Below are 21,069 nucleotides of genomic sequence, written 5' to 3' on the forward strand. Positions count from 1 at the left end.
TGTCGCCTAGCCTGAGGCCGACAGTGCCGACAGTGCGGGAGAAGGGGGACCGATGGCAGCGGAACTGGGGCTTCCCGTACGTCCGGTGCACCGCCGTGGCATCCGCTGGCGTTTCACCGCCCTGTACGCCGGACTGTTCCTGGCCTCGGCCGTCACGATGCTGACGGTGGTCGGGCTGGTGGCCGGCGGCAGCTACCGGGCGGCCCCGGCGCCCGACAGCCTGCCCGGCACGCTCCCAGCCGCGGCCCAGGCGAGGATCGCCAGCCTGGAGCACCAGCTCGCTCAGGCCCACGACCGGCAGGTGGACCAGCTGCTGCTCGGCTCGGCGGCCGGGCTGGTGGTGATGGGGATGCTGTCGGTCGGGCTGGGCTGGTACGCCGCCGGACGTGTCCTGCGTCCGCTGCGCGCGATGACCGGGGCCACCCGTCGTATCTCCGCCGACAGCCTGTATGAACGCCTCGCCGTCCCCGGCCCGCACGACGAACTCAGGGCCCTCGGCGACACGATCGACGCGTTGCTGGAGCGTCTGGAGCAGGCGTTCGCCGCGCAGCGGCGCTTCGTTGCCGATGCCTCGCACGAACTGCGCACGCCGTTGGCGACCATGCGGGCCTCGGTGGACGTCGCGCTCGCCAAACCGGGCCCGGTGCCGGAGCAGACGCGCACCCTGGCGCGCCGCGTCGGGACCGAGCTGGATCAGGTGGACCGGCTGCTGGACGGATTCCTGATGCTGGCCCGCGCCCAGCACGGAGTGCCGCCCGCGGACAGCGAGAAGGTCGCCCTGGATGTGCTCGCCGCTGATGCCCTCACCGACCGCGCCGCCACGGCCTGCGCGAAGCACCTCGTCGTGGAGACCGAAGCCGGCAGCGGGTCCGGTGCGTGGGTGTGTGGCAGCCGGACGCTGTTGCGCAGGATGGCGGACAATCTCATCGACAACGCGGTACGGCACAACCGGCCCGGCGGCTGGGTCCGCGTCGCCACCAGCGCCGAGGGCACGGACGTGCGGCTGGTGGTGGAGAACGCAGGGCCGTTGCTGACACAGGATGAGGCCGCCCAGCTGACGCGCCCGTTCCGCCGGCACGGCGCCGAGCGGACCGGCGGCGGCAGCGGCGCGGGGTCGGGCCTCGGCCTCTCCATCGTCGCGGCGGTCGTCGACGCGCACGGTGGCACCCTGGACCTGCGGGCCCGTGCCGAGGGCGGCCTGCGGGCCACGGTCACCCTGTCCCGAGCGGCCGGAGCCGAGGCCGCGGCATGAGGGTGCTCGTGGTGGAAGACGCCCGGTCGCTCGCGGACGTGCTGGTCGAGGGTCTGCGGGACCAGGGCATGGCGGTGGATGTCGCGTACGACGGCTTGGAGGCCGCGGCCAAGCTGGACGCCACCGCGTACGAGGCGATCGTCCTGGACCGGGATCTGCCAGGGATGCACGGCGACACGCTGTGCCGGATGTTCACCGACCGGGACGACCGCCCCATGGTGCTGATGCTGACCGCTGCGGACGCGCCGGCCGATCGCGTCGGCGGACTGAGTCTGGGCGCCGACGACTACCTGGTCAAGCCGTTCCACTTCCCCGAACTCGTGCTCCGCCTGCGGTCACTGGTCCGCCGGCGTCCGTACGCCCGCGCCCGCACACTCCGCGCCGCAGGCATCGAACTCGACCCTGTGCACCGCACGGCCGTCCGCGACGGGCGTCGTCTCGGCCTCTCGGTCAAGGAGTTCGAGGTCCTGGCTGCCCTGCTGCGGGCCAGCCCGGCTTCTCTCAGCGCGGAGGCGCTGCTGGAACAGGTGTGGGACGAGAACGCCGACCCGTTCACCAACACCGTCGCCGTGACCATCGGCAGACTCCGCCGCAAGCTCGGCAGCCCACCGGTGATCACGACGACGCCGACAATCGGCTATCGGATCGCCGATCCGCCGCAGTGATCGGTATCCGGAGCAGGGACGTCATGGTGCATGCGGGCCCACGGCTGACGAGTTGCTGCTGACCGCAGGTGCATGCGCGGTGCGGATTCGCCGATTCCCGCGATGAGTTGGCGCATCGCGACCGATGCGATAGTTGACGTCGGCCAGCAGCGTCCGGAGAGGTGCCTGAATGCGCGACACAGCCGACTTCATAGCGGAGACCTACGCACTCGGTGCGGGGCCCTGGACGATCAGTCCCATCGCACGTGGCGCGTTGGGGCAGATCTGGAAGCTCTCGGGCCACGGCTCCTCATGGGCGATGAAAGAACTCCTCTTCGGCTGCGACGAGGAACAGGTTCGCCGGGAGGCCGCGTTACGGCAGGCCACGGAGAACCTGGGCATCGCATCACCGCGGCTCATCCCCAATCGCCACGGCGGACATGTCTCGCGCCTCACCTCCTCGTCGGGCGAGTCCTACGTCAAGCTCTACGACTGGATCGACGGTACCAAGGCGGATGTGACTGATCCGGACATCCTGGACTGGTTCGGCAGGGCCATGGCGCTCCTCCACACAGCGGGAGAGGGCGCGAGCGAGATGCCGGACTCCTGGTACGAGCGCTGTCCTCAGGAGGCCGACTGGAAGGACCTGCACCAGAAGGTTCGTCAGGCCGGCCTGCCGTGGGCGGACGCGCTGGGCCGGTTCATCGATAGGGCCGCGGCAGAGCTGGCGCACTGGGTGACGGCGTCCGACCCCGGCGATCTCGTCACGTCACATCTCGATCTTCAGCCGCAGAACGTCCTGGTCGGCCCGGACGGCCCGGTCCTCCTCGACTGGGACAACGCCGGGCCCGTCTCGGCGGAGCGGGAACTCGCCCGCGCCCTGTACATATGGTCGGGCCGCAACCAGGTGAACACCGATGCCGCCCGGCGATTGGCGCGTGCCTATCGTCGCGCCGGAGGCAAGGCGACCGTCACGGGTCCGCAGTCCTTCTCGATGCTTTTCGCAACGGACCTGAACTACATTCACGTACAGGCCGAGTGCGCCGTCGACCCGGCCGTGACCGCCGCGCAGCGCGAGTTCGCCGGCGACCAGGTCGTCGCTTCCCTGCGTGGCCTGCCGGATCTGGCGGCGGTCTCCGCACTGATCAGCGCGCTTCAGGACGTGTGGTGACCCGGTCAGTGACGGTGCAAGGCCTGAACGGGAGTACGATTCCGGCGCTCGGCACAGGAGATCCACTGCGGTCGTAGGGGCGGCCGCGGCTCCCGGCCGAAGAACCGGAGACAGTCCAAGCGGGGACGGGACCCGCCCCCGCTCATGGAGCGGACACCGGCAGCGGCCGCCACGACGTGGCCGGTGTGGAGTCCTACGAACTGAGGGAGTCCTTCGCGTCGCTCAACGACCCGAGGCTCTCACCCAGCGGCCAGGTCGAGCCCGGCGCCTACGCCGACGCCTGGACACACGGAACTCGACAGCTCCTTCATCCACACGCTGACGTTCGACAAGGCCGCCGGATACGTCCTCGCCGCCACCTCGCACGGCGTCTTCCGCCACCCGCCCACCGGCCCCCGGTCCGCCGCCTGGGCCAAGGTCCTCGCCCCCTGCGCGGGCGTCGGCATCACCGGCGTGAGCTGCGGCACCAGCAGCTGCGCGGACATCGCCAACGACATCGCGGAGCAGCCGGACAGCGACGCACCAAGCTCCTGGCGCAGCGGCGCCGCCGTGCAACGGCTTCTACTACTCCAAAAACGCGGGCACCACCTGAAGGCGGGCCAGCCCGACCGGCACGATCAACCCGGCCGAGATCGGCAACCCCGGGTTCGCGTAGGCGGCCGACGGCAGCAAGCTGTACGTCTCGACGGAGCGCTTACGCCCGGCCCACCACCCGGACGACGGCCGGCTGGCGCAACCTCAACGAGTCCGGCACCCTGCGTACCCTCCAGTACGACTCGGTGGGCGCGGGGAAGATGACCGACGGCAGCGGCGACCAGCTGGACCTGGGCCAGCGCCTCCGGCGACGACTGGACATCGCCGACCTCGCCATTCGACCCGTCCGACGCGTCCGGCACGTCGGTCTACGCGGTGTTCAACGGCTTCTCGCGGCACTGGAACGATGGCCCGGGCGCCGGCTACGGCCGCGTCTGGGAGACCACGGACGGCGGCGCCACCTGGACGGACCTGAGCGGCAGCGCCCCCGGCCCCTGGCTCTTTCCCGAACGTCCCGTCCAACGCCCTGCTCATCACCAAGGACGGCACCCTCGCCGGCGGTCTACCTGTCGCCGAGCCCGGACGGCAGCCACGTGTACGTGGCGACGCACGGCCGCGGCATCTGGAAGACGCCGATGCCGTGACACGCACAGGCCCCGGACCGATCAGGACCCGGGGGCCTATGCATCCGCCTCTGGCCGAGCTGAGGCATTACCGACGGTTCCTGAGCTGTCGTCAGTGCAGCACTGCTGCCCAGGGCGTCAGGGAGAGATCCGTTCCGGTCAGCGCCCGCCGGAGCGATGTGGTCGCCGTGCGGGTCGAGGCCGGTGTCGACGAGGGGCACAGGGCCGTGACGACGTAGTGGTCGAGGGCCTCGTCGATCGGGCTCGGTTCGAAGCCGGTGCCGTCGGAGTTGAGGCGCTCGTACTTCATGAGGTTCCAGCCCGCGGCGACCTGTCGTCTGCCGTCGGGGCTGGAGAGGGCGATGGTGCCGGCGCCGAAGACCGCGCCGTCGTGGCCCCAGAAGCGGCCGCAGCCGGGCACGTCGAGGGCGTAGATGCCCAGGCCGTAGACCATGCCGCCCGCGGGGACCGTGGTCAGCATCTGCTTGAGGGCGGCCGGTCCGACGAGCTTCCCGCCCAGCAGGGCGCGGTAGAACCGGTTGAGGTCGTCGGTGGTGGAGACGACCGCACCGGCCGTGTAGGCCCAGGACATGTCGTAGACGCTGTAGTCACGCGGCGGGTCGATCAGGCCGTAGAAGTTCTCGTACATGCGGGCGTGCGGGCCCTGGAGGTACGGGCTGCGCGGGTAGGAGGTGTGCTGCAGCCCGGCCCGTGCGATGACGTGGCGGGTGATGTACGCCTCCGGGTCCTGGCCGGTGACCTTGGCGAGCAGCAGTCCGGCGATCACGTAGTTGGTGTTGGAGTACGACCACTTCTCGCCGGGCTTGCCGGTGGCGGGTGCGGCCAGTCCGAGCCGGGCCAGTTCCCCGGGCGCGATGGAGCGGAAGCGGTCCTCGTCCAGGCTGGCGGTCGACCCTTGCGCGAGCGAGGGAAAGGCACCCAGGACGTAGTCGCCGATGCCGCTGGTGTGGTTCAGGAGCATGCGGACGGTGATCTCGTGCCCGCGTTCACCGGGGATCAGATCCGGCAGGTAGTCGCTGATGGGTGCGTCGAGGCTGATCCGGCCGCGCTCGACCTGCTGGAGCACGGCTACGGCGGTGAAGGTCTTGCTGATGCTGCCGACCCGCTGCCGCATGCCCGGCCGCACCGGGCGCCCCGTGTCCTTGTCGGCGACCCCGAACGCGCCGGTCCATCGGTCGGAACCGTCGCGTACGGAGGAGTAGATGCCGTACATGCCCGCGCCGTGCACGGCGGCGAGCGAGCGGCCGAGCGCCGCCCCGTCCAGCACGGTCGGCGCGGTCGGCGCGGTGGTGGGTCTCGTGTCGGCGGAGGCGGCCGGTGCCGCGACCGTCAGCAGCAGCGCGGTGCTCAAGGCTGTTCCGACTAACCGGGGGATGCGCAAGGGATGCCCCTTCCAAGACGACCGAACATGACTCGAACATCCTCATGAGTCAGGTAGGGGCCTTACATCCTCCGTACGGATGATCACGACGCAAGGGCTGCGGCCCTGTGCAAGGCATGGAGGTCGCCATCGGACGGGTGGCGCCACCCGATGATCACGGCGCGTAGGCTCGTGCTCATGGTTGAGCATCGCATGATCGACGTGAACGGCATCCAGCTGCACATCGCCGAGCAGGGCAGCGGCCCCCTGGTGGTCCTGCTGCACGGCTTCCCCGAGTCCTGGCACTCCTGGCACCAGCAGTTCGGTCCGCTGGCGGAGGCGGGCTTCCGCGTGGTCGCCCCCGACCAGCGCGGCTACGGACGCAGCGACCACCCCGACGACGTCGGCGCCTACACCATCCTCCACCTGGTCGGCGATGTCGTCGCGCTCATCCGGGCCCTGGGCGAGGACAAGGCGTTCGTCGTCGGACACGACTGGGGCGCGCCCGTCGCCTGGCACACCGCGCTGCTGCGGCCGGACATGGTCCTCGGCGTGGCCGGACTGAGCGTGCCGCCGCCCTTCCGGGGCACGCAGCCGCCGCTGGCCACCATGGACAAGCGGTTCGACGGCCGCTTCTACTGGAACTACTTCAACCGCCCCGGCGCCGCCGACGCCGAGTTCGCGAAGGACGTGCGCACCACCTTGCGCAAGTTCTTCTACGCCGCCTCCGGTGACGCCGCGACCGACGGCGAGATCATGCAGCCGCTGGTCAACCCCGGCCAGGGCTGGCTGGAGACCATGCCCGACCCGGACGTACTGCCCGAGTGGTTCACCGAGGCCGACCTCGACGCCCTCACCGAGAGCTTCTCCCAGGGTTTCACCGGGCCGCTCAACTGGTACCGCAACCTCGACCGCAACTGGGAACTCACCGCCGCCTGGCACAATGCCGTCATCACCCGGCCCGCGCTGTACGTCTACGGCGACCGCGACCTCGTCCCCGCCTTCCCCGGCACACCCGAACTCATCGAGAAGCTCCCCCACTTGATGCCCAGTCTGTGGCGCGAGCCGGTCAAGCTGGCGGGCTGCGGACACTGGACACAGCAGGAACGCCCGAACGAGGTCAACGCCGCCCTCATCGAATTCCTCCAGGCCCACTCCTGACGCGCTGTATCGGGCCGTAGCTCCCCGTACTGGTGTCAGCGCGAAGCGATCGCACCGCGTGTACCGCTCGCATCACCGGTATCTCACACACCATCACCATCCGGGCTCGCCGAAACAGTGACGCAGCACGCCGGCTCAAGCCGCCGGATATGGCCGTACGGGAGGTTCGTCGGCATCAGCGTGAGGCGGTGGACGCGGTACTGCGTGCCCTGGAGGTGCCGGCCGGGGCGACGGTGCCGGCACCCGCCCTGCCCGCAGCTCCTTTCCAGTCCCTTCGCTGGACCTGCTCGCGCAGACCGAGGCCGCCTGGTGTGAGGGCGGACGCAGGCGTCTGATTGTCGGGGTGTCGTCCCTGCGGGGGGGACCAGGCGTCGTTCGCGAACACGACCGATGCGGGTGAGCTGACAACCTGGGTACGGCCGCTGGAGAAGGTGACGGTGTTCGCCACGTACGCCTCGCTCGGACTCGGCACGCTGGAGCGGGCGCACGCGGCCGGCCTTCCGGGCTGGGACCTGATCGTCGTGGACGAGGCGCACCGGACCTCGGGGCGGATCGGCAAGCCGTGGGCGGTCGTGCACGACAACACCCGCATCCCCGCTCTGCGGCAGCTGTACATGACGGCCACGCCCCGCCTGTGGCAGCCCGACGACGAAGCCGAGGCCGCGGAGCCGGGGTGCCGGGGGAACTCGTGGCCTCCATGGACGACGGATCCACCGGGCCCTTCGGCAGCCGGTGTTTCACCCTGACCCTGTCGGCGGCCATCGACCGGGACATCTGCGCCCCGTACCAGGTGGTGTGCGTCGATGTCATCGACCCCCACCTCCAGGCCGGCCAGCTCCTCGGTGTGGAAGGACGCTCCGACCAGGTGCGCGAAGCACGGCTCGCGGCCCTGCAGACCGCGCTCGTCAATGCGGCGGCGGAGGACTTCCACCGCACCCTCGTCTTCCACCACATGGTGAAGGAGGCCGAGGCGTTCGCCGCTGGGCTTCCGGCGGCCGCCCGTAAGCTGAACGCCGTCGAGCCGGGGCGGTACCCGCAGCGGGACACGAACCGAGGGGTGGCCTGTCTCCCTCACCGGTTTCCCGCTCGGGCAATGGATCGCCGACGCCCGGCGCACACGGGACGACAAGCAGCGCCGTGCCCAAGGCCGACCCGTTGCCTCGTCGGTCGGGGTGCTGTCGGTCGAACGGTACGAGCAGCTGGAAGAGATCGCCCCCTCCTGGTGCCCCGCCTGGCCCGTCGAATGGCAACGCTGCTTCCATCAGCAGTGGATGTGCGAACACATCCTCGGCATCCAACCCGCCGCCGAAGAAGAGGAGCCCAGGCCCCGATTCAGGCTCGGCGCAGGGATCAGCGACCAGCGCTCCCGAGCCGCGACCCTCACACCCGAACGCATCCAGCAGCTCAGCGACATCGGCACGCGATGGACCTGAACCCCACCGTCCGGTGCACGGGCCGGACGCATCCGCCGCTCCTTGAGCGGAAAGCGGTCCTTGAGCGGAAAGACTGGCTCTCACGCCTGACGGCCTGTCATCGTGTGATCATGACAAGGCACGCGCTGCAGACCGGCGACCCGAACCACCCGGCATTGGTCTTGGTGCACGGCGCCGGCTGGGGCGCGCGGATGTGGCATCGGCAGCTCACGGCACTGTCCGACACCTTTCACGTCGTCGCCCCGGATCTGCCGGGATTCGGCTCCGCACCAGGGCCGTTCAGCATCACCGCGGCAGTCGAATCCGTCACCGAGACCGTCCGGCAGTTGCGGCCGGCCCACCTGTGCGGGCACTCCCTCGGCGCGATCGTGGCGGCACAGGTCGCAGCCGAGCACCCCGACCTCGTCGGCCGGCTCATCCTCTCCGGGGGCCCCGAGATCTCACCGGGCGCCACCTCAGCACGGCGCCTGCGCATCGAACGGCACCGTCCCGGCTGGCTGGTCCGCATACTCTCCGACCTGCCCGACCGCACCGGATGGCACGACCTGTTGGACGCCCTGCAGATCAGCGACATCTCCGCGCTGCTGCCACGGATCACCGCACCCACGCTCGTCCTGTGCGGACAACGCGACCGCACCACTCTGCTCCACGCCCGACAGGCCGCCGCGGCCATCCCAGGAGCCCATCTGGCGCTGATCCCGCACACCGGCCACTCGATGCCCATGACAGCACCGCACGCGTTCCATGCCATCGTCCGGGGCTTCCTCGAACCGACCCGCGAACCTCCCGCCGCAACCCCCTGACACCCGAGCCGCTTGTCAAGGCAGTTGACGTAGAAGGTAAGCCAAGGCCGGAATGAGCAGGAAGACTGCCGTCCGGCTTCGTCATCAGAGCGTTGTCCGGACGGCCACGCCGGGGAGAGTGAGCGCACCGTGGGTCAGACCGGAGCACGTGGGCCGTACGCCCAGACACCGGCTCGCAGGGCGGAGATCGTACGGGCGGCACGCGACAGTTTCGCCGAGAACGGCTATGCCAAAGCCTCCCTGCGGGACATCGCGGAACGAGCCGGCATCACCCACGCCGGCCTTCTCCATCACTTCCGCAGCAAAGAGGATCTCCTCGCCGAGGTGCTCGCCGAGCGGGACACCGAGGAGTGGCGGCAGGGCCTGGCGAAGGTCGGCACCCCGGAACAGCTCGCGCCGTACCTCGCCGAACTCATCCGCCACCACCAGCAGGCGCCCGAGCTCATGCGTCTGTGGATCGAGCTCGCCGCCGCGGCCTCGCGTCCGGAGCATCCCGCCCACACCTATTTCGTCGAGCGCCACGAACGCGCCCGCGCACAGTTCGCCGAGGGGTTCGACGACGACACGACCCGCGGTCGGCTGCGCAAGGGGCTCAGCCCCGAGAGCGCCGCGGTTCTTTTCCACGCCGTCCTCAACGGGCTCCAGTTGCAGTGGCTGCTCGATCAGGACCTCGACATCATCGCTCCGCTGAACGACTTCGTGCGCCTGCTTCTCGACCAGGACGACCGGTGAGCGGACGTCGGTGTGTGAGCTCTGTCAGCGGACCGACGTGACCTTGGCGTTGATTGATCAGGCCTCCGGCGAGCGCGAGGACCGCGCCGCTGAGGTAGAGCCGAGTGTGGTCGTTCTGGCCACAGGGTGACGTCCACCGCGTCGACTTCCACACCGTCACCCTGATCACCGAGGGGCGCGGCGAGCACGCCGTCGACTTCGTCAGCCATCCGTGCCGCCCCGGAACGCTGCTGTGGATCCGCCCCGGCCAGGTCCAGCGCTTCGGTCGCCCAGGTGCGATGAACGGCCCGCATCTGCTGTTCACGCCATCCTTCCCGGCCCACCTCGGCGGCACCGACCGGCTGATGCGCGCGTGGTACGGCGGCCCTGTCTGCGGGCAGCTCGGCACCGGCCCTGACCAGGCCGCCGTGTCCACGCTGCTGGATCAGCTGCGGGCCGAGTTCTCCCGGCCGCACGACGCGGTGTCGCGGGAGATCCTCCAGCTCCTCCTCGCCGCCCTGCTGCTGCACATCGACCGCCTGCAACCGGACGGCGAGACGGGCGACCAGGGTGCGGGCGGCGAGATCTACGCCCGGTTCCGCGCCGAGCTCGAACGCTCCTACACCACGACCCGCCGCGCCGAGGACTACGCACGGCTCCTGGGCTACACGGTCAAGACCCTCACCCGCGCCTGCCTGGCCGCCACCGGCCGGCCCGTCAAGCAGGTCATCGACGCACGGGTGGCCCTGGAGGCGCAGCGGCTGCTGGCGCACACCGACACACCGGTCGCGGTCATCGCCCGCCGCCTGGGCTTTACCGAACCCACCAACTTCGGCAAGTTCTTCATCCGGCACGCCGGCACCCCTCCGGGCGACTTCCGCCGCGCCCACCAGAGGCCCTGAGACGGAGAGCGACAGTGCCGTTCATTACAGCGGACACCCTCGGACGCGCAGCCGTGCACCGCGGCATGCGCCCCGGTGCACGGCACGTGGGTGGTCGGCGTCGTACGCCGGAGTCAGTCCGTCATGGCGTCGCGGACGAGTGCGGTATCCACGAACTGTTCGAAGCGGACGATGAGCCCGCCGCGTACGACGAAGTGGTGCGCGACGCGGACGTCGATCGGCTTGCCGGTGGACTTGTTGGTCGCGGTGTAGCGGGCGAGGACGACGACGTTCTCGCCATCGACGACGTAGGTGTCGTCGTGGGCCGTCCAGCCGTCCCAGTCCTGGCCGAGCTTCTCCATCACGTGGGACGTCACACCGTCGGGAGTGCGGTAGGTGCCGGCCAGCGGGAAGCCGGCCATCTCGGTCCACTCCACGTCCGGGGCGAGGGTGGCCCGCAGTGCCGCCAGGTCGCCGGCCGCCGAGGCGAGGTACTGGCGCCGTACGACGTCGGCGGGGGCCGTGGAGGTGGCGAAGTCGGTGCTGTCGTGCGCCATGCCGGTCAGCCCCACTTCATCTCGCCCTTGGCGACCTTCGCGCCGATCTGCGCGGCGATCAACATCCCGTTGTCCGGGTAGCGCTTGACGAGCGCCTCGGTCAAGGCGGCACCGTCGGTGGCCTTGCCGAGTTCCTCCTCGAACGCGAGAAGGTAGTCGCGGGTGGCGGTGATCGCGGACGCATCGGCGGGGGTGTCGGGCAGGCGGTGGCCGGGGACCACCAGTTCCGGCTCCAGCGCGGCCATCTCGTCCAGAAGCTTCACCCAGGCGGAGCGGTCCTCGGGGGTGGGCGTGTCGGCGACCCAGACGTGCTCCCGCTGGAAGAGCAGCACGCCACCGAGGATCACACGCTGCTCGGCCTGCCACAGGTAGTGGCGGTCGGGGAGTTCGGCCGGGCCGCCCCTGAGCGTGAAGGTGTGGCCTTCGAGGGTGAGATCGCCGCTCAGCGGTTCGAGGTCGACCAGGCGGGTGGGCAGGTTCGGGCCGAGCGCCGCCCAGGCCTTGAGCTTGCCCTCGTAGGAGTGCTTGATGTGCTCGATGACGATCGGGGTGGCGACGAACTTCGCCTCGGGGAAGGCGTCGGCGAGGACTTCGGCGCCGAAGTAGAAGTCGGGGTCGCCGTGGCTGACGAAGACGGTGGTGAGCTTCTTGCCCGAGTCGAGGATCTCGGCGGCCAGCCGGTGGCCGTCGGCGCGGGTGAAGCCGGCGTCGACCAGCAGCGCCTCCTGCTCACCCATGACCAGGGTCGCCGTCTTGTTCTTGGAGCCGGCGGGGAAGTCCAGGTCGAGGACCTTGAAGGAGAGGGCGCTCATCGATGACTCCTTGCGGGGAGGGGTGGTTGGGGACGGAGGAGCTCAGGAGGTGCGGAGGGCGGCAAGCCGCTGGTCCACTTCGTCGGCGGTGGCCCGGCCCCGGGCCAGGGCGGTGACACCGTCGCTGTCGACGGCCAGGAGGATGGGGAAGCCGGTGACACCCAGCTCGGCGGACCGGCGGAAGTCGGCCTCGGCCGCGTCCTGCGCCTCGGCCCCGTCGAACGCGGCGGCCACGGCGTCGGCGTCCAGTCCGGTCTCCTCGGCGACCTTCCGGTAGGTCGCCGGGTCGGAGAGACTCAGGCCGTCGGCATAGAAGGCCTGCTGGAGCGCGGCCGTCAGTTCCGCCGCTCGGGCCGGAGCGGCCTGGCGCAGGGCGGCGACCCCGCGCGCGGCGGCCTCGGAGTCCATCACGAAGGAGCCGTCGGCGATCAGCCGCTCGTACGCGTCCCCGAACTCGGCGCCGGTCAGCTCGGCGATCGTGCCGTTGGCCCCCTGGACGTAGCCGAACTCGCGGATCGGTACCCGACGCGGGCCGGTGAACAGCCCGCCGGAGACCACCTCCACGGGCAGCTCGGGGTGACGGGAGACGACCTCACGCAGGGTGTCGGAGAACCCGTGCGACCAGCCGCAGTAGGCGTCGAAGACGTAGACGAGCTTCATCGGGGACCTCGGCAGGAGTGCGACGCCCGCCGTGTGCGGGCGATTCACCTGAGGCAACAGTAACTGACTCGTCAGATATTTCCCCGATCGTGTGACGGCTGCCACATCGTCGTCTTCGCTTCAGTGCCTTTTTCGAACCCGCCCCTGGCCGCCCGAAGAGATAGTGACGCCAGACGTGGCAGTCGGGCCCGCGCAGCCTCACATCCGGGATCTCAGCACGTCGACCTCACAGCCCGGCGCGAAGGGGTCGAAGCCGTGCTCGATCAGCCAGCGAACTATCAGCAGGCTTCGCAACGACCACCACGCGTGGATCACGTCGAGGTCGACGTCGGTGCCATAGCCGGCGATGACGTCGTCGAGGTGCTCCTCGTGTCCGAGCGTGAAGGTGGCGAGGTCGTACAGGGCATCACCCTGGCCCGCCTCGGACCAGTCGATGATGCCCGTGACCTCGTCGCCGTCGACGAAGACGTGCGCGATCTGCAGGTCGCCGTGCGTGAACGCCGGAGTCCACGGCCGGAGCGCGGCCTCGGCGACCTGGCGGTTGCGGGTGACCAGGTCGGCGGGCAGGACGCCGTTCGTCACGAGCCACTCGCACTCGTCGTCGAGTTCCGCCGCCAGCGCGACGATGCTCCGCCCGGCCTGGCCCGGCCGGGGCGGCAGCGGCGCGTCGTGCAGCTTCCGGATGGCGGCGCCCGCCGCGGCCCACGCCGCCGGCGACCCGGTCGACGGCCCGCCGAGGCGCCCGAGCGTCGTCCCCGGGACTGCGGCGATCGCAAGCACGGGTGGCTTGCGCCACAGGACCTCCGGGGTCGGGACCGGCGCCAGGGCCATCGCCTCGACCTCGACGTCGATGCGCGCCTGATCGGCGTCCACCTTCAAGAACACGTCACCGACGCGCAGAGTCGCGCGCTCGGAATGGGCGACCACGACCTTGACCTCATCCATGGGCGACCAGTATCCCGGGGATGACCGCCGACGTCGCCGGGTTTATCGCGTGCGATTACGCGGCTGACCGTGTCCCGCTACCCGACCGCCTCGTTCACGACACCGACCTCTGGCCAGGTCAAGTCCACCACTTTTGTCAGGAGTCCTCACGCCACTACCCGGTGCGAAGGTTCGGATTTCTTCCTCCAGAATCCGGTCGGGACAGTAACTAAGCGGGGAGAGCGCCGCTGCCTGCGTGGCGGAGGTCGCAGGTTCGAATCCCGCCTCACGATCGCCGGACCGATCTTGAATTCGGGCGTATCTTCATCCCGGCGAATCGTCAGGTCTTGCGCACGGCGCCGGTGAAGCCGGCGATGAACAGGGTGGCCGACGCCCACGCGGCCAACTGCAGCAGCCAGCCCGCGACGGTGAGGGTCTGCCCTGCACGGGTGCCGGTGGGGGCGTACAGGTCCCCCGCCCCCGTCTTGACCACCGGCAGACCCAGATCCAAACCCACGCCGACCCGTTCCACGACGGTGCAGGGCGTCGTGGGTGTGCTCGCGCGGGCGGTGTGCTCCAGGCCGCCGCCCGGCCCGCCGAGGACGACCGCCAGCGCGACCGAGCCGGCGAGGACGGCGAACAACAGCAGCAGCGCTCGCCAGGGTTGATAACCGAAGCCGAGGGCCAGCCCGGTGAATCGGGCCCAGGCCCGGTCACGCCGCCGAAGCCCGCCGCGGTCGATCTGGTCCCGCCGCTGCGCCATGAGAATGTCCCGCACCTCGCTGTCGTGACCGGCCGCCCGGTGGACGGCGGCCAACTGCTGGTACGGCTGAGCGGAATAGCCGGGCGTGTGGTCACGCAACAGCTCCAGCCACCGGGACAACCCGACCGGCGCCGGCAGGTCCGCGTAGGTCAGCCCTTCGATGCCGACCAGGGCCCCTGCGGCCTGACCCGACCGAGTCACCCCGCTGGTGTCCAACCACAGCGAACCGACCGACACGCCGTTCAAGGCGAGCACGGAGTGTCCGGCGCCGGTTGCCCGGAACCCGGCCCGGAGGAACACGGCTCGGTCGACCCGCAGACCATCGGCGTGCAGGGCGGGACCGGAGGTGTTCTCCAGCCGCGCCCCGTCGCAATCCAGCAGACCGAGGTGGGCGCCGAGGAACCGGACCGCGCCGGAAGGTGTGTCGGCGTTGGCAACCGCTCCGCGCAGCGTCATCGCCGGCGCGGTGAAGCGTGCGGCGTCGACCGGTGGGTCGTGCGAACCCGCAGGGTGCCCGAAGCAGGAACCGTCCAGCACGAGGCCGGGCAGCCGGCTGTCGCACAGGTTCAGACCGTCGGGGACGAAGCAGTCGACCAGCTCGACCCCTCCGCCGGCATGAAGAGCGCCTGGCGCACCGTCAGCAGTTCCTCGCCGGGAGCCGCCCCGTGCCGTCCCCCCCAGTAGTTGCATGGGCTCTATCTCCAAGACCCGGTCCCCGATGAGGAATTGCCCCTTGGTCTGCTGCTCTACGACGTCCCGCAGTTCGGCCACGATCTGCTCGTAGCGCTCCTGGCTGCGCTCCCGACCTTGTCCGTGACGGCCGCCACCGTGGCCACCACCCGTCGCGGTGGGGGCCCGGCGGACCGGATCGCCGGTGACACGCTCCGGCCGTGCCGTCAGCAGTAGCACACCCGACAGATCGACCACCGGTGTTGTCTAGAAGTGAGCGAAACTAGGCGAACTGCGCCGCAATTGGGGCCTTTTCCCTCCGGTGGCGCCAGGCCCTCTTCCGGCACCGCGGCCGCCGAAGCCGACGTACTCGGCGCCACTGCCTGGACCGACACATAAGCGAGCAGTACACCGCCCGGGGCACGGCCTCCGGCCTCAGCCGCGAACCGCACCCGGGACGCCGCTCTCCCGCCAGCCTGTTGAGCCCGGCCACCCACCCCGCCCTCGTGATGCCGGAGTACAACTCCGGTTTCAACGCCGAGCTGAAGAACCCTGAAGATGACGCCCGTCTTCGAGTCGGTGGCGATCCCTTCGTCCACCAATTCCTCGGCGAGGAAGACGGCCTGGTGCCGAACGACATCATGGCCGTCTCCGCAACGGCGATGCTCGACGAACGCGTCCGGGTCGCCGAGGCTCTGCGCCCGCTGCGCACGTCTGTTGCGCCGTAGCGGCGCCGGTCACCGGTCGTAGGCGAGGCGCGCCGTGCGGGGCACCGCGCCGAAGGCCCCGGCGTGGAAGTCGGTGAAAGCCCTGGTGATCTCCACTTGGGTGTTCATCACGAACGGGCCGCCGAGGGCGACGGGTTCGCGCAGCGGTGTGCCGCTGTAGACCATGACGCGAGCGGGTTCGTCGGGGTCGACGGCCGCGAGCTGCAGGGTGCTGGCCGTGGCACCGGTGACGGGGTCGGACCAGCCGGTCTGTCCGGCCCGCAGTTCGCGGCCGCCGACCAGCGGACGGCCATCCATGACGTGCGCGAACAGCCGGTGTCCGGGCGGGACTTGGAGTTCGTAGGAGGCATCGGGGTCGAGCGTGGCGACGATGCCCTGGACCGGGTGATGGGTGCGGGCGGCACCGGTGACGCCGTCGACGGTGCCGGCATGGACGTCGATGCGCACGCCCGGCGCACGCAGGCGCGGCATGACGGCCGCGGTCAGGTCCTGGTACCGCGAGGGCGTCATCTTCTTCTCGGCAGGCAGGTTGAGCCACATCTGCAGCACGTGCGCGTGCTCGTCGCGGTAGGCGAGCTCGCGGTGGATGATGCCGCGGCCGGCGGTCATCCACTGCACCTCGCCGGCCTGCAGGGCTCCCGCGTGGCCGAGATTGTCACCGTGTTCGAGGACGCCGTCGACGACCGTCGTGACGGTCTCCAGGCCCCGGTGGGGATGCCACTCGAAGCCTGGGGTGGAGAACCAGTCCTCGACCAGGGCGAGGAAGGGATCGGTCAGGGCCGGGTCGGCCGGCACGAAGACGATCGCCTTGTCGTCGACCTGCGCGTCCGGGCCCAGGTGCCGCTTGTCGGTGATGCGGGTCAGGGTCCGCTGAACCGCCGACGGTGCTGTCATGGCTGCTCCAGGAAGAGGGGTGGAGGAGGGATCAGGTGACGCGCAGGGCGATCTTGCCCCGCGGCCAGGGCCGCGGTGGGTCCGGAGCTGGGTGTCCTCACCAAGCAGGACACCCTCACCCCCGAACAGGCCGCGCGGCTGAGCCGGCACCCGGCTCCGGCCGCGGGCGGCTCGGGCTGCCTCCACGCACCCAGCTGTGGCTGACGGTGCCACCGAAGGACCTCGCCGCCACCCGCCGGGCGCCGGCCCGGCATCCCGAGGCCCGGCCCGGGAGCCGACCGCCGGACCGGGTACCGTCAGCGCGCCCGCGGTCGCCGGGACGGTTCCACGCCATAGACCCCTCGGTCAGCGACGCCGACGGGAATTGAGGCGGGCGGCCTGGCGTGTCAGGTGGGCGCGCTCGGCGAGGTTGGGTGCCTTTTGGGCCGCCTCGGCGTACAGCCGTGCCGCCGTCGCGAGGTCGCCGTCGCGCTCGTGGAGGTACGCCGCCACCGCGGTGTGGCGGGGCAGTGCCGAGTCCAGCTCCGCGAGCGCCGCCAGACCGGCGCGCGCTCCGTCGGCCTCGCCGACGGCGACTGCGCGGTTGAGCCGGACGACCGGGCTGTCGGTCAGGCGCGCGAGCTCGTCGTACCACTCGACGATCTGCACCCAGTCGGTCTCCTCCGCGGTGGGCGCGTCGGCGTGGAGTGCGGCGATGGCGGCCTGGGCCTGGAACTCGCCCAGCCGGTCGCGGGCGAGGGCCGCCTGCAGGATCTCGACGCCCTCGGCGATCGACGCGGTGTCCCATCGGCTCCGGTCCTGCTCGGCGAGCGGCACCAGGCTGCCGTCGGGCGCGGTCCGGGCGGCGCGTCGGGCGTGGTGGAGCAGCATGAGCGCGAGCAGCCCCGCCACCTCGGGGTGGTCGATCACGGCCGCGAGCTGCCGGGTGAGCCGAATGGCCTCGGCGGCGAGGTCGACATCGCCGGAGTAGCCCTCGTTGAAGACCAGGTAGAGGACGCGCAGCACGGTGGCCACGTCGCCCGGCTGATCGAACCGGACGCCGGAGACGGTGCGCTTGGCCCGGCTGATGCGCTGGGCCATGGTCGCCTCCGGCACCAGGTAGGCCTGGGCGATCTGGCGGGTGGTGAGCCCTCCGACGGCGCGCAGGGTGAGCGCTACCGCGGACGACGGCGTCAGTGACGGGTGGGCGCACAGGAAGTAGAGCTGGAGCGTGTCGTCCACGTCGGCCGCGGGCCCGGGCGCCGGCTCCTCGTCCACGAGGTCCTCACGCCGGCGGCGGGCGGCGTCCGCCCGCCTCGCGTCGAGGAACCGGCGCCAGGCCACGGTGACCAGCCAGCCCTTCGGGTCCCGTGGTGGCTCGGCCGGCCAGACGCGGACCGCCTCGACCAGCGCGTCCTGTACGGCGTCCTCGGCCGCCGCGAAGTCGGCTCCGCGGCGGACGAGGATGGCGAGCACGCCCGGCGTGAGGCTCCTGAGCAGGGCCTCGTCCATCTGCGTCACTTGAAATGGCACTCCGTGACGGTGGGCTGCGCGGCCAGGAACGGGCGCACCTCCAGCCACTCGTGGATCGGCTTCCCGCCCGCCCCGGGGGCGGCCGACAGCTCCCCGGCCAGCTCGACGGCGCGCTCGTAGCTGTCGACGTCGATCACCATCCAGCCGGCGATGAGGTCCTTGGTCTCGGCGAACGGGCCGTCGGTGACCGGCGGGCGCCCCTCACCGTCGTACCGGACCCACGCCCCCTCGGGGGCGAGCGCCTGACCGTCGACGAACTCACCGGTCTTCTCCAGCCGGGCCGCGAAGTCGTTCATGTACTGGATGTGGGCCGAGACCTCCTCCGGCGTCCACTGGTCCATCGGCACGTTGTTCACCGGAGCCGGAGCGCCGCGGTAGTGCTTGAGCAGCAGGTACTTGGCCATCGTGTCTCTCCTCGGTGCTGGTGCGACCCATTGTGGTCGCGTTCACCTCGGGGACGGAGCCGGTGACGAGTTCTCGACATCGCCGCCGAAGTTTTTTTCTGGCCTCCTTCGGGGCGGGGTTCAGCCGGCCGGTGGCTGGATGTAGTCCTCCAGGCGCGCCACGGCGAAGCCCTGCTCCTGGATGCGCCGGAGCAGGTTGCCGAACATCTGCGTCATCGTGGCGCCCTTGAGTTCACTGGGCCCGCGGAAATGCGCCAGGATGATGTCGCCGGGACGCAGCTTCTTGTCCGGCGCCTGGTACTGCATGTTGCGGATCTGCATGGACTCCCGCCACCACACGATCGCGCGGGGCCCGCACTCACCGACCGCGATCTTGGTGTCGGCGTTGTACGCGCCGTAGGGCGGACGGAAGAGCAGCGGCGCGGTGCCGTACTCCTTGGTGAGGATCTTCTGGTCGCCGCACACCTCTTCCTTCTGGCGGGCCAGCGGGATGGTGCTCATGACGGGGTGATGCAGGGTGTGGTTCTGGATGCGGTTGCCCAGCTCCTGCAATCGCTTGAAGTACCCGTAGTCGGACTTGATGACGTCGTTCATCAGGAACATCGTGATCGGGACCCTCAGGTCCCGCATCATCTCGATGAACTTGGGGTCCTTCTCCTGACCGTCGTCCACGGTGATGAAGACGACCTTCTGCGTGGTCACTATGTGGGTGAAGACCGGGACGGTGCCGGTGGCGGAGAGTTTCACCGGCTTGTCGGCCGGTGGCTGCGGGGCTGCCGGCAGCGGCGTCAGGCCCCACTTGTGCCAGGCCGCGGCCCCGACGACAGGAGCGCCGGCTCTGGTGCCGGCGGTGTCGCTGGGCGCGGGGGGCTTCGAGGCGAGGCCGGCATGACCGGTTCCACTGCCGCCGCCGGCGCTGCACCCGCCTACTGCCAGGGCTGCCAGGACCGTCCCCGCCACCGACCGGTACCACCTGCCCCGATCCATGTTCCGCTTCACCGTACCGACCTCAGCTGAGATACGACCATGATCTACCGATGAAGATAACCCCGCCAAGCGAAGAAAAGATCAATAGCCAGGTGTGAATTCACTACACGGTACCGAGCCGTTTGCCACGGGGCTGATGAGCCTACGATCCGAATGGTTTCACCGGCGACCGGGCGGGCTACCCATGGCGCATGATTCCATCCCGGGTCGAGGAAACCCTGCCGGAGCTGGTCCCCTTCATGCGTGCCGCACAGGCCCGGCGGCCCGACGACGGCACATGGTGCGAAGCCTGGACGGTCCGGGACGTCCTGATCCACCAGACGGGCAACGCCGAGGAGTTGGCCCGCGTTCTGCAGGCGTTTCTTGAAGGCACACCGGTGCCGACCAGGGGGTTCGAACGTGAGCAGCCCTATCGGCGGATGCCCGACTCGGACCTCTGGCCGGCGTTCCTGAACAACTGCGAAAAACTCACCGAGGTCGCCGCGGCCGCCGCACGCCATCTGTCCCCGGACACGGAGATCATGTGGACCGGGCGGACCGTGACGGCCCCCTTCTTCGCAGAGCACATGCGCGAGGAACTCATCCTGCATCGCTGGGACCTGACCGGCGACGACCGGACCGCGGTGCAGGCGCTCAACGAGCCGTGGATGACGGAGCACAGCGTGGTCTCGGTCGGCCGCCCCCTGCTGGAGCGTGGCCGCACCGGCCTGGATCTCGGACCCGACGGGCGGATCGAGTGCCGTCTGCGCACACCGGGCACGGACGATGTCGTGGTGAGCGCCGACACGGACGGCGGCACCATCCGCCTCGCCACCCCCGAGGGCCCCGCCACCATCGAGAGCGACGCCGCCGTGCGCGTCCTGCTGCTCTGGGGCCGCCGCCCCGCCGACCCGACACGCTGGCACAGTGCCGCCGGCCCGGAGACCCTGCGCCAGGTACGGACCCTCTTGGGCGGCTACTAGCGCCCGACGCACGTGGCCACGGCGGTGAGGGCGAGTTTGGCCAGTACCCGGTTATGGCGCGGCAGCCCCACGTCGTGCCCACGGGCGGGATGAGGCGCTGCCGCGGCCCGGCGCGCCGTGACTGCGCCACGCGCCGACGCCCCGTCGTCGAGCGGGCGGCCGGACCGGATGCCCGCAACCCGGCCCGTGCCCCAGCTACGACGCCGCCGACCGCAAGGCTCCGAAGGCGTGCGCCCGTTGCGCGCAGCCTCCAGCACGGTGGCGGTGGCTTCTGCGAGCGCCGCGCCGGGGTGCGGCGGGCCTACCTGCGGGCAGCCGTCGTACAGTCCCGTCACGACGGTCACCGTGCGGAGCATCGGCCCGGTGTCCGGCGCGAGCACGGCACGATGACCGCGGACACGTCCTGCCACCGGTCGAGGAAGCGCTCGGGACCGTGCACCTCGGCCCGGCGCCAGGTGCACAGGGCGAGCGCCACGCAGTTGTCGCCGACCCGGTGTTCCGAAAGGCCGGAGCAGGGTTCGAGGCCGGGGGTGCTGCCGCCCCGTGCACAGCACGCGCAACCGGCGGTCGGTGAGGAGCAGGAGCAGGGGCGTCCGGCCGGTC

21 protein-coding genes are annotated in these 21,069 nt (G+C 70.6%); 11 read left to right on the forward strand and 10 right to left on the reverse strand.

Annotated elements, in window-relative coordinates:
* Nucleotides 1-52 precede the first annotated feature (52 nt).
* The 3 genes from O1G22_RS02460 to O1G22_RS02470 all read left to right on the forward strand — a co-directional run bounded on the left by O1G22_RS02460 (nt 53) and on the right by O1G22_RS02470 (nt 3,067).
* Nucleotides 53-1,252, forward strand: coding sequence for a sensor histidine kinase (locus tag O1G22_RS02460; protein ID WP_270079743.1), 1,200 nt, complete (start codon nt 53-55; stop codon nt 1,250-1,252).
* The gene (locus tag O1G22_RS02465) at nt 1,249-1,917 is read left to right on the forward strand and encodes a response regulator transcription factor (protein ID WP_270079744.1); all 669 of its coding nucleotides are present in this window, start codon (nt 1,249-1,251) and stop codon (nt 1,915-1,917) included. Before O1G22_RS02460 ends, O1G22_RS02465 begins: the two co-directional genes overlap by 4 nt.
* Before the next feature lie 169 nt (nt 1,918-2,086).
* Nucleotides 2,087-3,067, forward strand: coding sequence for a phosphotransferase enzyme family protein (locus O1G22_RS02470; RefSeq protein ID WP_270079745.1), 981 nt, complete (start codon nt 2,087-2,089; stop codon nt 3,065-3,067).
* Nucleotides 3,068-4,336: 1,269 nt separating this feature from the next.
* Here O1G22_RS02470 and O1G22_RS02475 read toward each other — a convergent pair.
* On the reverse strand, nt 4,337-5,626 hold the full coding sequence (locus O1G22_RS02475) for a serine hydrolase domain-containing protein (RefSeq protein ID WP_270079746.1): 1,290 nt from the start codon (nt 5,624-5,626) through the stop codon (nt 4,337-4,339).
* 192 nt (nt 5,627-5,818) lie between these two features.
* Here O1G22_RS02475 and O1G22_RS02480 point away from each other — a divergent pair, with 192 nt between their 5' ends.
* From O1G22_RS02480 to O1G22_RS02500, 6 genes are all read left to right on the forward strand, one after another.
* Nucleotides 5,819-6,766, forward strand: coding sequence for an alpha/beta fold hydrolase (locus O1G22_RS02480; RefSeq protein ID WP_270086300.1), 948 nt, complete (start codon nt 5,819-5,821; stop codon nt 6,764-6,766).
* Nucleotides 6,767-7,203: 437 nt separating this feature from the next.
* Nucleotides 7,204-7,512: a DEAD/DEAH box helicase family protein gene (locus O1G22_RS44720; RefSeq protein ID WP_428986311.1), complete on the forward strand. Its 309-nt coding sequence runs from the start codon at nt 7,204-7,206 to the stop codon at nt 7,510-7,512.
* 426 nt (nt 7,513-7,938) lie between these two features.
* The gene (locus O1G22_RS44725; RefSeq protein WP_428986312.1) at nt 7,939-8,199 is read left to right on the forward strand and encodes a helicase associated domain-containing protein; all 261 of its coding nucleotides are present in this window, start codon (nt 7,939-7,941) and stop codon (nt 8,197-8,199) included.
* Between the two features lie 110 nt (nt 8,200-8,309).
* Complete coding sequence (locus O1G22_RS02490; protein WP_270079747.1) at nt 8,310-9,002, forward strand: alpha/beta fold hydrolase; 693 nt, start codon at nt 8,310-8,312, stop codon at nt 9,000-9,002.
* Between the two features lie 129 nt (nt 9,003-9,131).
* Entirely contained in the window at nt 9,132-9,734 is a 603-nt protein-coding gene (locus O1G22_RS02495; RefSeq protein ID WP_270079748.1) for a TetR/AcrR family transcriptional regulator, read from the forward strand.
* 104 nt (nt 9,735-9,838) lie between these two features.
* A complete protein-coding gene (locus O1G22_RS02500; protein WP_270079749.1) occupies nt 9,839-10,615 on the forward strand; it encodes a helix-turn-helix domain-containing protein in 777 nt (258 codons plus the stop codon).
* A 113-nt stretch (nt 10,616-10,728) separates the two neighbouring features.
* Here the strand turns inward: O1G22_RS02500 and O1G22_RS02505 are convergent, their stop codons facing one another.
* The 5 genes from O1G22_RS02505 to O1G22_RS02525 all read right to left on the reverse strand — a co-directional run bounded on the left by O1G22_RS02505 (nt 10,729) and on the right by O1G22_RS02525 (nt 15,237).
* A complete protein-coding gene (locus O1G22_RS02505) occupies nt 10,729-11,151 on the reverse strand; it encodes a nuclear transport factor 2 family protein (protein WP_270079750.1) in 423 nt (140 codons plus the stop codon).
* A 5-nt stretch (nt 11,152-11,156) separates the two neighbouring features.
* The gene (locus O1G22_RS02510; protein WP_270079751.1) at nt 11,157-11,963 is read right to left on the reverse strand and encodes an MBL fold metallo-hydrolase; all 807 of its coding nucleotides are present in this window, start codon (nt 11,961-11,963) and stop codon (nt 11,157-11,159) included.
* A gap of 42 nt (nt 11,964-12,005) precedes the next feature.
* Nucleotides 12,006-12,623 (reverse strand): DsbA family protein, encoded by a 618-nt coding sequence (locus tag O1G22_RS02515; protein ID WP_270086301.1) that lies wholly within the window; start codon nt 12,621-12,623, stop codon nt 12,006-12,008.
* Between the two features lie 198 nt (nt 12,624-12,821).
* A complete protein-coding gene (locus O1G22_RS02520; RefSeq protein ID WP_270079752.1) occupies nt 12,822-13,568 on the reverse strand; it encodes a phosphotransferase family protein in 747 nt (248 codons plus the stop codon).
* A 319-nt stretch (nt 13,569-13,887) separates the two neighbouring features.
* Nucleotides 13,888-15,237 carry a hypothetical protein gene (locus O1G22_RS02525; protein WP_270079753.1) on the reverse strand — a complete coding sequence of 450 codons (1,350 nt, stop codon included), beginning with the start codon at nt 15,235-15,237 and terminating at the stop codon, nt 13,888-13,890.
* A 248-nt stretch (nt 15,238-15,485) separates the two neighbouring features.
* On the opposite strand from O1G22_RS02525, the gene O1G22_RS02530 reads away from it, so the two are divergent.
* The gene (locus tag O1G22_RS02530; RefSeq protein WP_270079754.1) at nt 15,486-15,707 is read left to right on the forward strand and encodes a hypothetical protein; all 222 of its coding nucleotides are present in this window, start codon (nt 15,486-15,488) and stop codon (nt 15,705-15,707) included.
* 9 nt (nt 15,708-15,716) lie between these two features.
* On the opposite strand, the gene O1G22_RS02535 is transcribed toward O1G22_RS02530, so the two are convergent.
* From O1G22_RS02535 to O1G22_RS02550, 4 genes are all read right to left on the reverse strand, one after another.
* The gene (locus O1G22_RS02535) at nt 15,717-16,601 is read right to left on the reverse strand and encodes a pirin family protein (protein WP_270079755.1); all 885 of its coding nucleotides are present in this window, start codon (nt 16,599-16,601) and stop codon (nt 15,717-15,719) included.
* A gap of 345 nt (nt 16,602-16,946) precedes the next feature.
* Nucleotides 16,947-18,092 (reverse strand): RNA polymerase sigma factor, encoded by a 1,146-nt coding sequence (locus tag O1G22_RS02540; RefSeq protein WP_270086302.1) that lies wholly within the window; start codon nt 18,090-18,092, stop codon nt 16,947-16,949.
* A 5-nt stretch (nt 18,093-18,097) separates the two neighbouring features.
* Complete coding sequence (locus O1G22_RS02545) at nt 18,098-18,517, reverse strand: YciI family protein (protein ID WP_270079756.1); 420 nt, start codon at nt 18,515-18,517, stop codon at nt 18,098-18,100.
* A 120-nt stretch (nt 18,518-18,637) separates the two neighbouring features.
* The gene (locus tag O1G22_RS02550; RefSeq protein ID WP_270079757.1) at nt 18,638-19,504 is read right to left on the reverse strand and encodes a polysaccharide deacetylase family protein; all 867 of its coding nucleotides are present in this window, start codon (nt 19,502-19,504) and stop codon (nt 18,638-18,640) included.
* A 191-nt stretch (nt 19,505-19,695) separates the two neighbouring features.
* On the opposite strand from O1G22_RS02550, the gene O1G22_RS02555 reads away from it, so the two are divergent.
* A complete protein-coding gene (locus tag O1G22_RS02555; protein WP_270079758.1) occupies nt 19,696-20,466 on the forward strand; it encodes a maleylpyruvate isomerase N-terminal domain-containing protein in 771 nt (256 codons plus the stop codon).
* Nucleotides 20,467-21,069 lie beyond the last annotated feature (603 nt).

It is taken from the genome of Streptomyces camelliae, assembly GCF_027625935.1.
Lineage (GTDB): Bacteria > Actinomycetota > Actinomycetes > Streptomycetales > Streptomycetaceae > Streptomyces > Streptomyces camelliae.

Coding starts and splice junctions, on each gene's coding strand:
- O1G22_RS02535 (WP_270079755.1), bottom strand. CDS start 16,601: ATGACAGCACCGTCGGCGGTTCAGCGGACCCTGACCCGCATCACCGAC.
- O1G22_RS02555 (WP_270079758.1), top strand. CDS start 19,696: ATGATTCCATCCCGGGTCGAGGAAACCCTGCCGGAGCTGGTCCCCTTC.
- O1G22_RS02480 (WP_270086300.1), top strand. CDS start 5,819: ATGATCGACGTGAACGGCATCCAGCTGCACATCGCCGAGCAGGGCAGC.
- O1G22_RS02545 (WP_270079756.1), bottom strand. CDS start 18,517: ATGGCCAAGTACCTGCTGCTCAAGCACTACCGCGGCGCTCCGGCTCCG.
- O1G22_RS02520 (WP_270079752.1), bottom strand. CDS start 13,568: ATGGATGAGGTCAAGGTCGTGGTCGCCCATTCCGAGCGCGCGACTCTG.
- O1G22_RS02550 (WP_270079757.1), bottom strand. CDS start 19,504: ATGGATCGGGGCAGGTGGTACCGGTCGGTGGCGGGGACGGTCCTGGCA.
- O1G22_RS02460 (WP_270079743.1), top strand. CDS start 53: ATGGCAGCGGAACTGGGGCTTCCCGTACGTCCGGTGCACCGCCGTGGC.
- O1G22_RS02490 (WP_270079747.1), top strand. CDS start 8,310: ATGACAAGGCACGCGCTGCAGACCGGCGACCCGAACCACCCGGCATTG.
- O1G22_RS02510 (WP_270079751.1), bottom strand. CDS start 11,963: ATGAGCGCCCTCTCCTTCAAGGTCCTCGACCTGGACTTCCCCGCCGGC.
- O1G22_RS02465 (WP_270079744.1), top strand. CDS start 1,249: ATGAGGGTGCTCGTGGTGGAAGACGCCCGGTCGCTCGCGGACGTGCTG.
- O1G22_RS02470 (WP_270079745.1), top strand. CDS start 2,087: ATGCGCGACACAGCCGACTTCATAGCGGAGACCTACGCACTCGGTGCG.
- O1G22_RS02515 (WP_270086301.1), bottom strand. CDS start 12,623: ATGAAGCTCGTCTACGTCTTCGACGCCTACTGCGGCTGGTCGCACGGG.
- O1G22_RS02540 (WP_270086302.1), bottom strand. CDS start 18,092: ATGGACGAGGCCCTGCTCAGGAGCCTCACGCCGGGCGTGCTCGCCATC.
- O1G22_RS02505 (WP_270079750.1), bottom strand. CDS start 11,151: ATGGCGCACGACAGCACCGACTTCGCCACCTCCACGGCCCCCGCCGAC.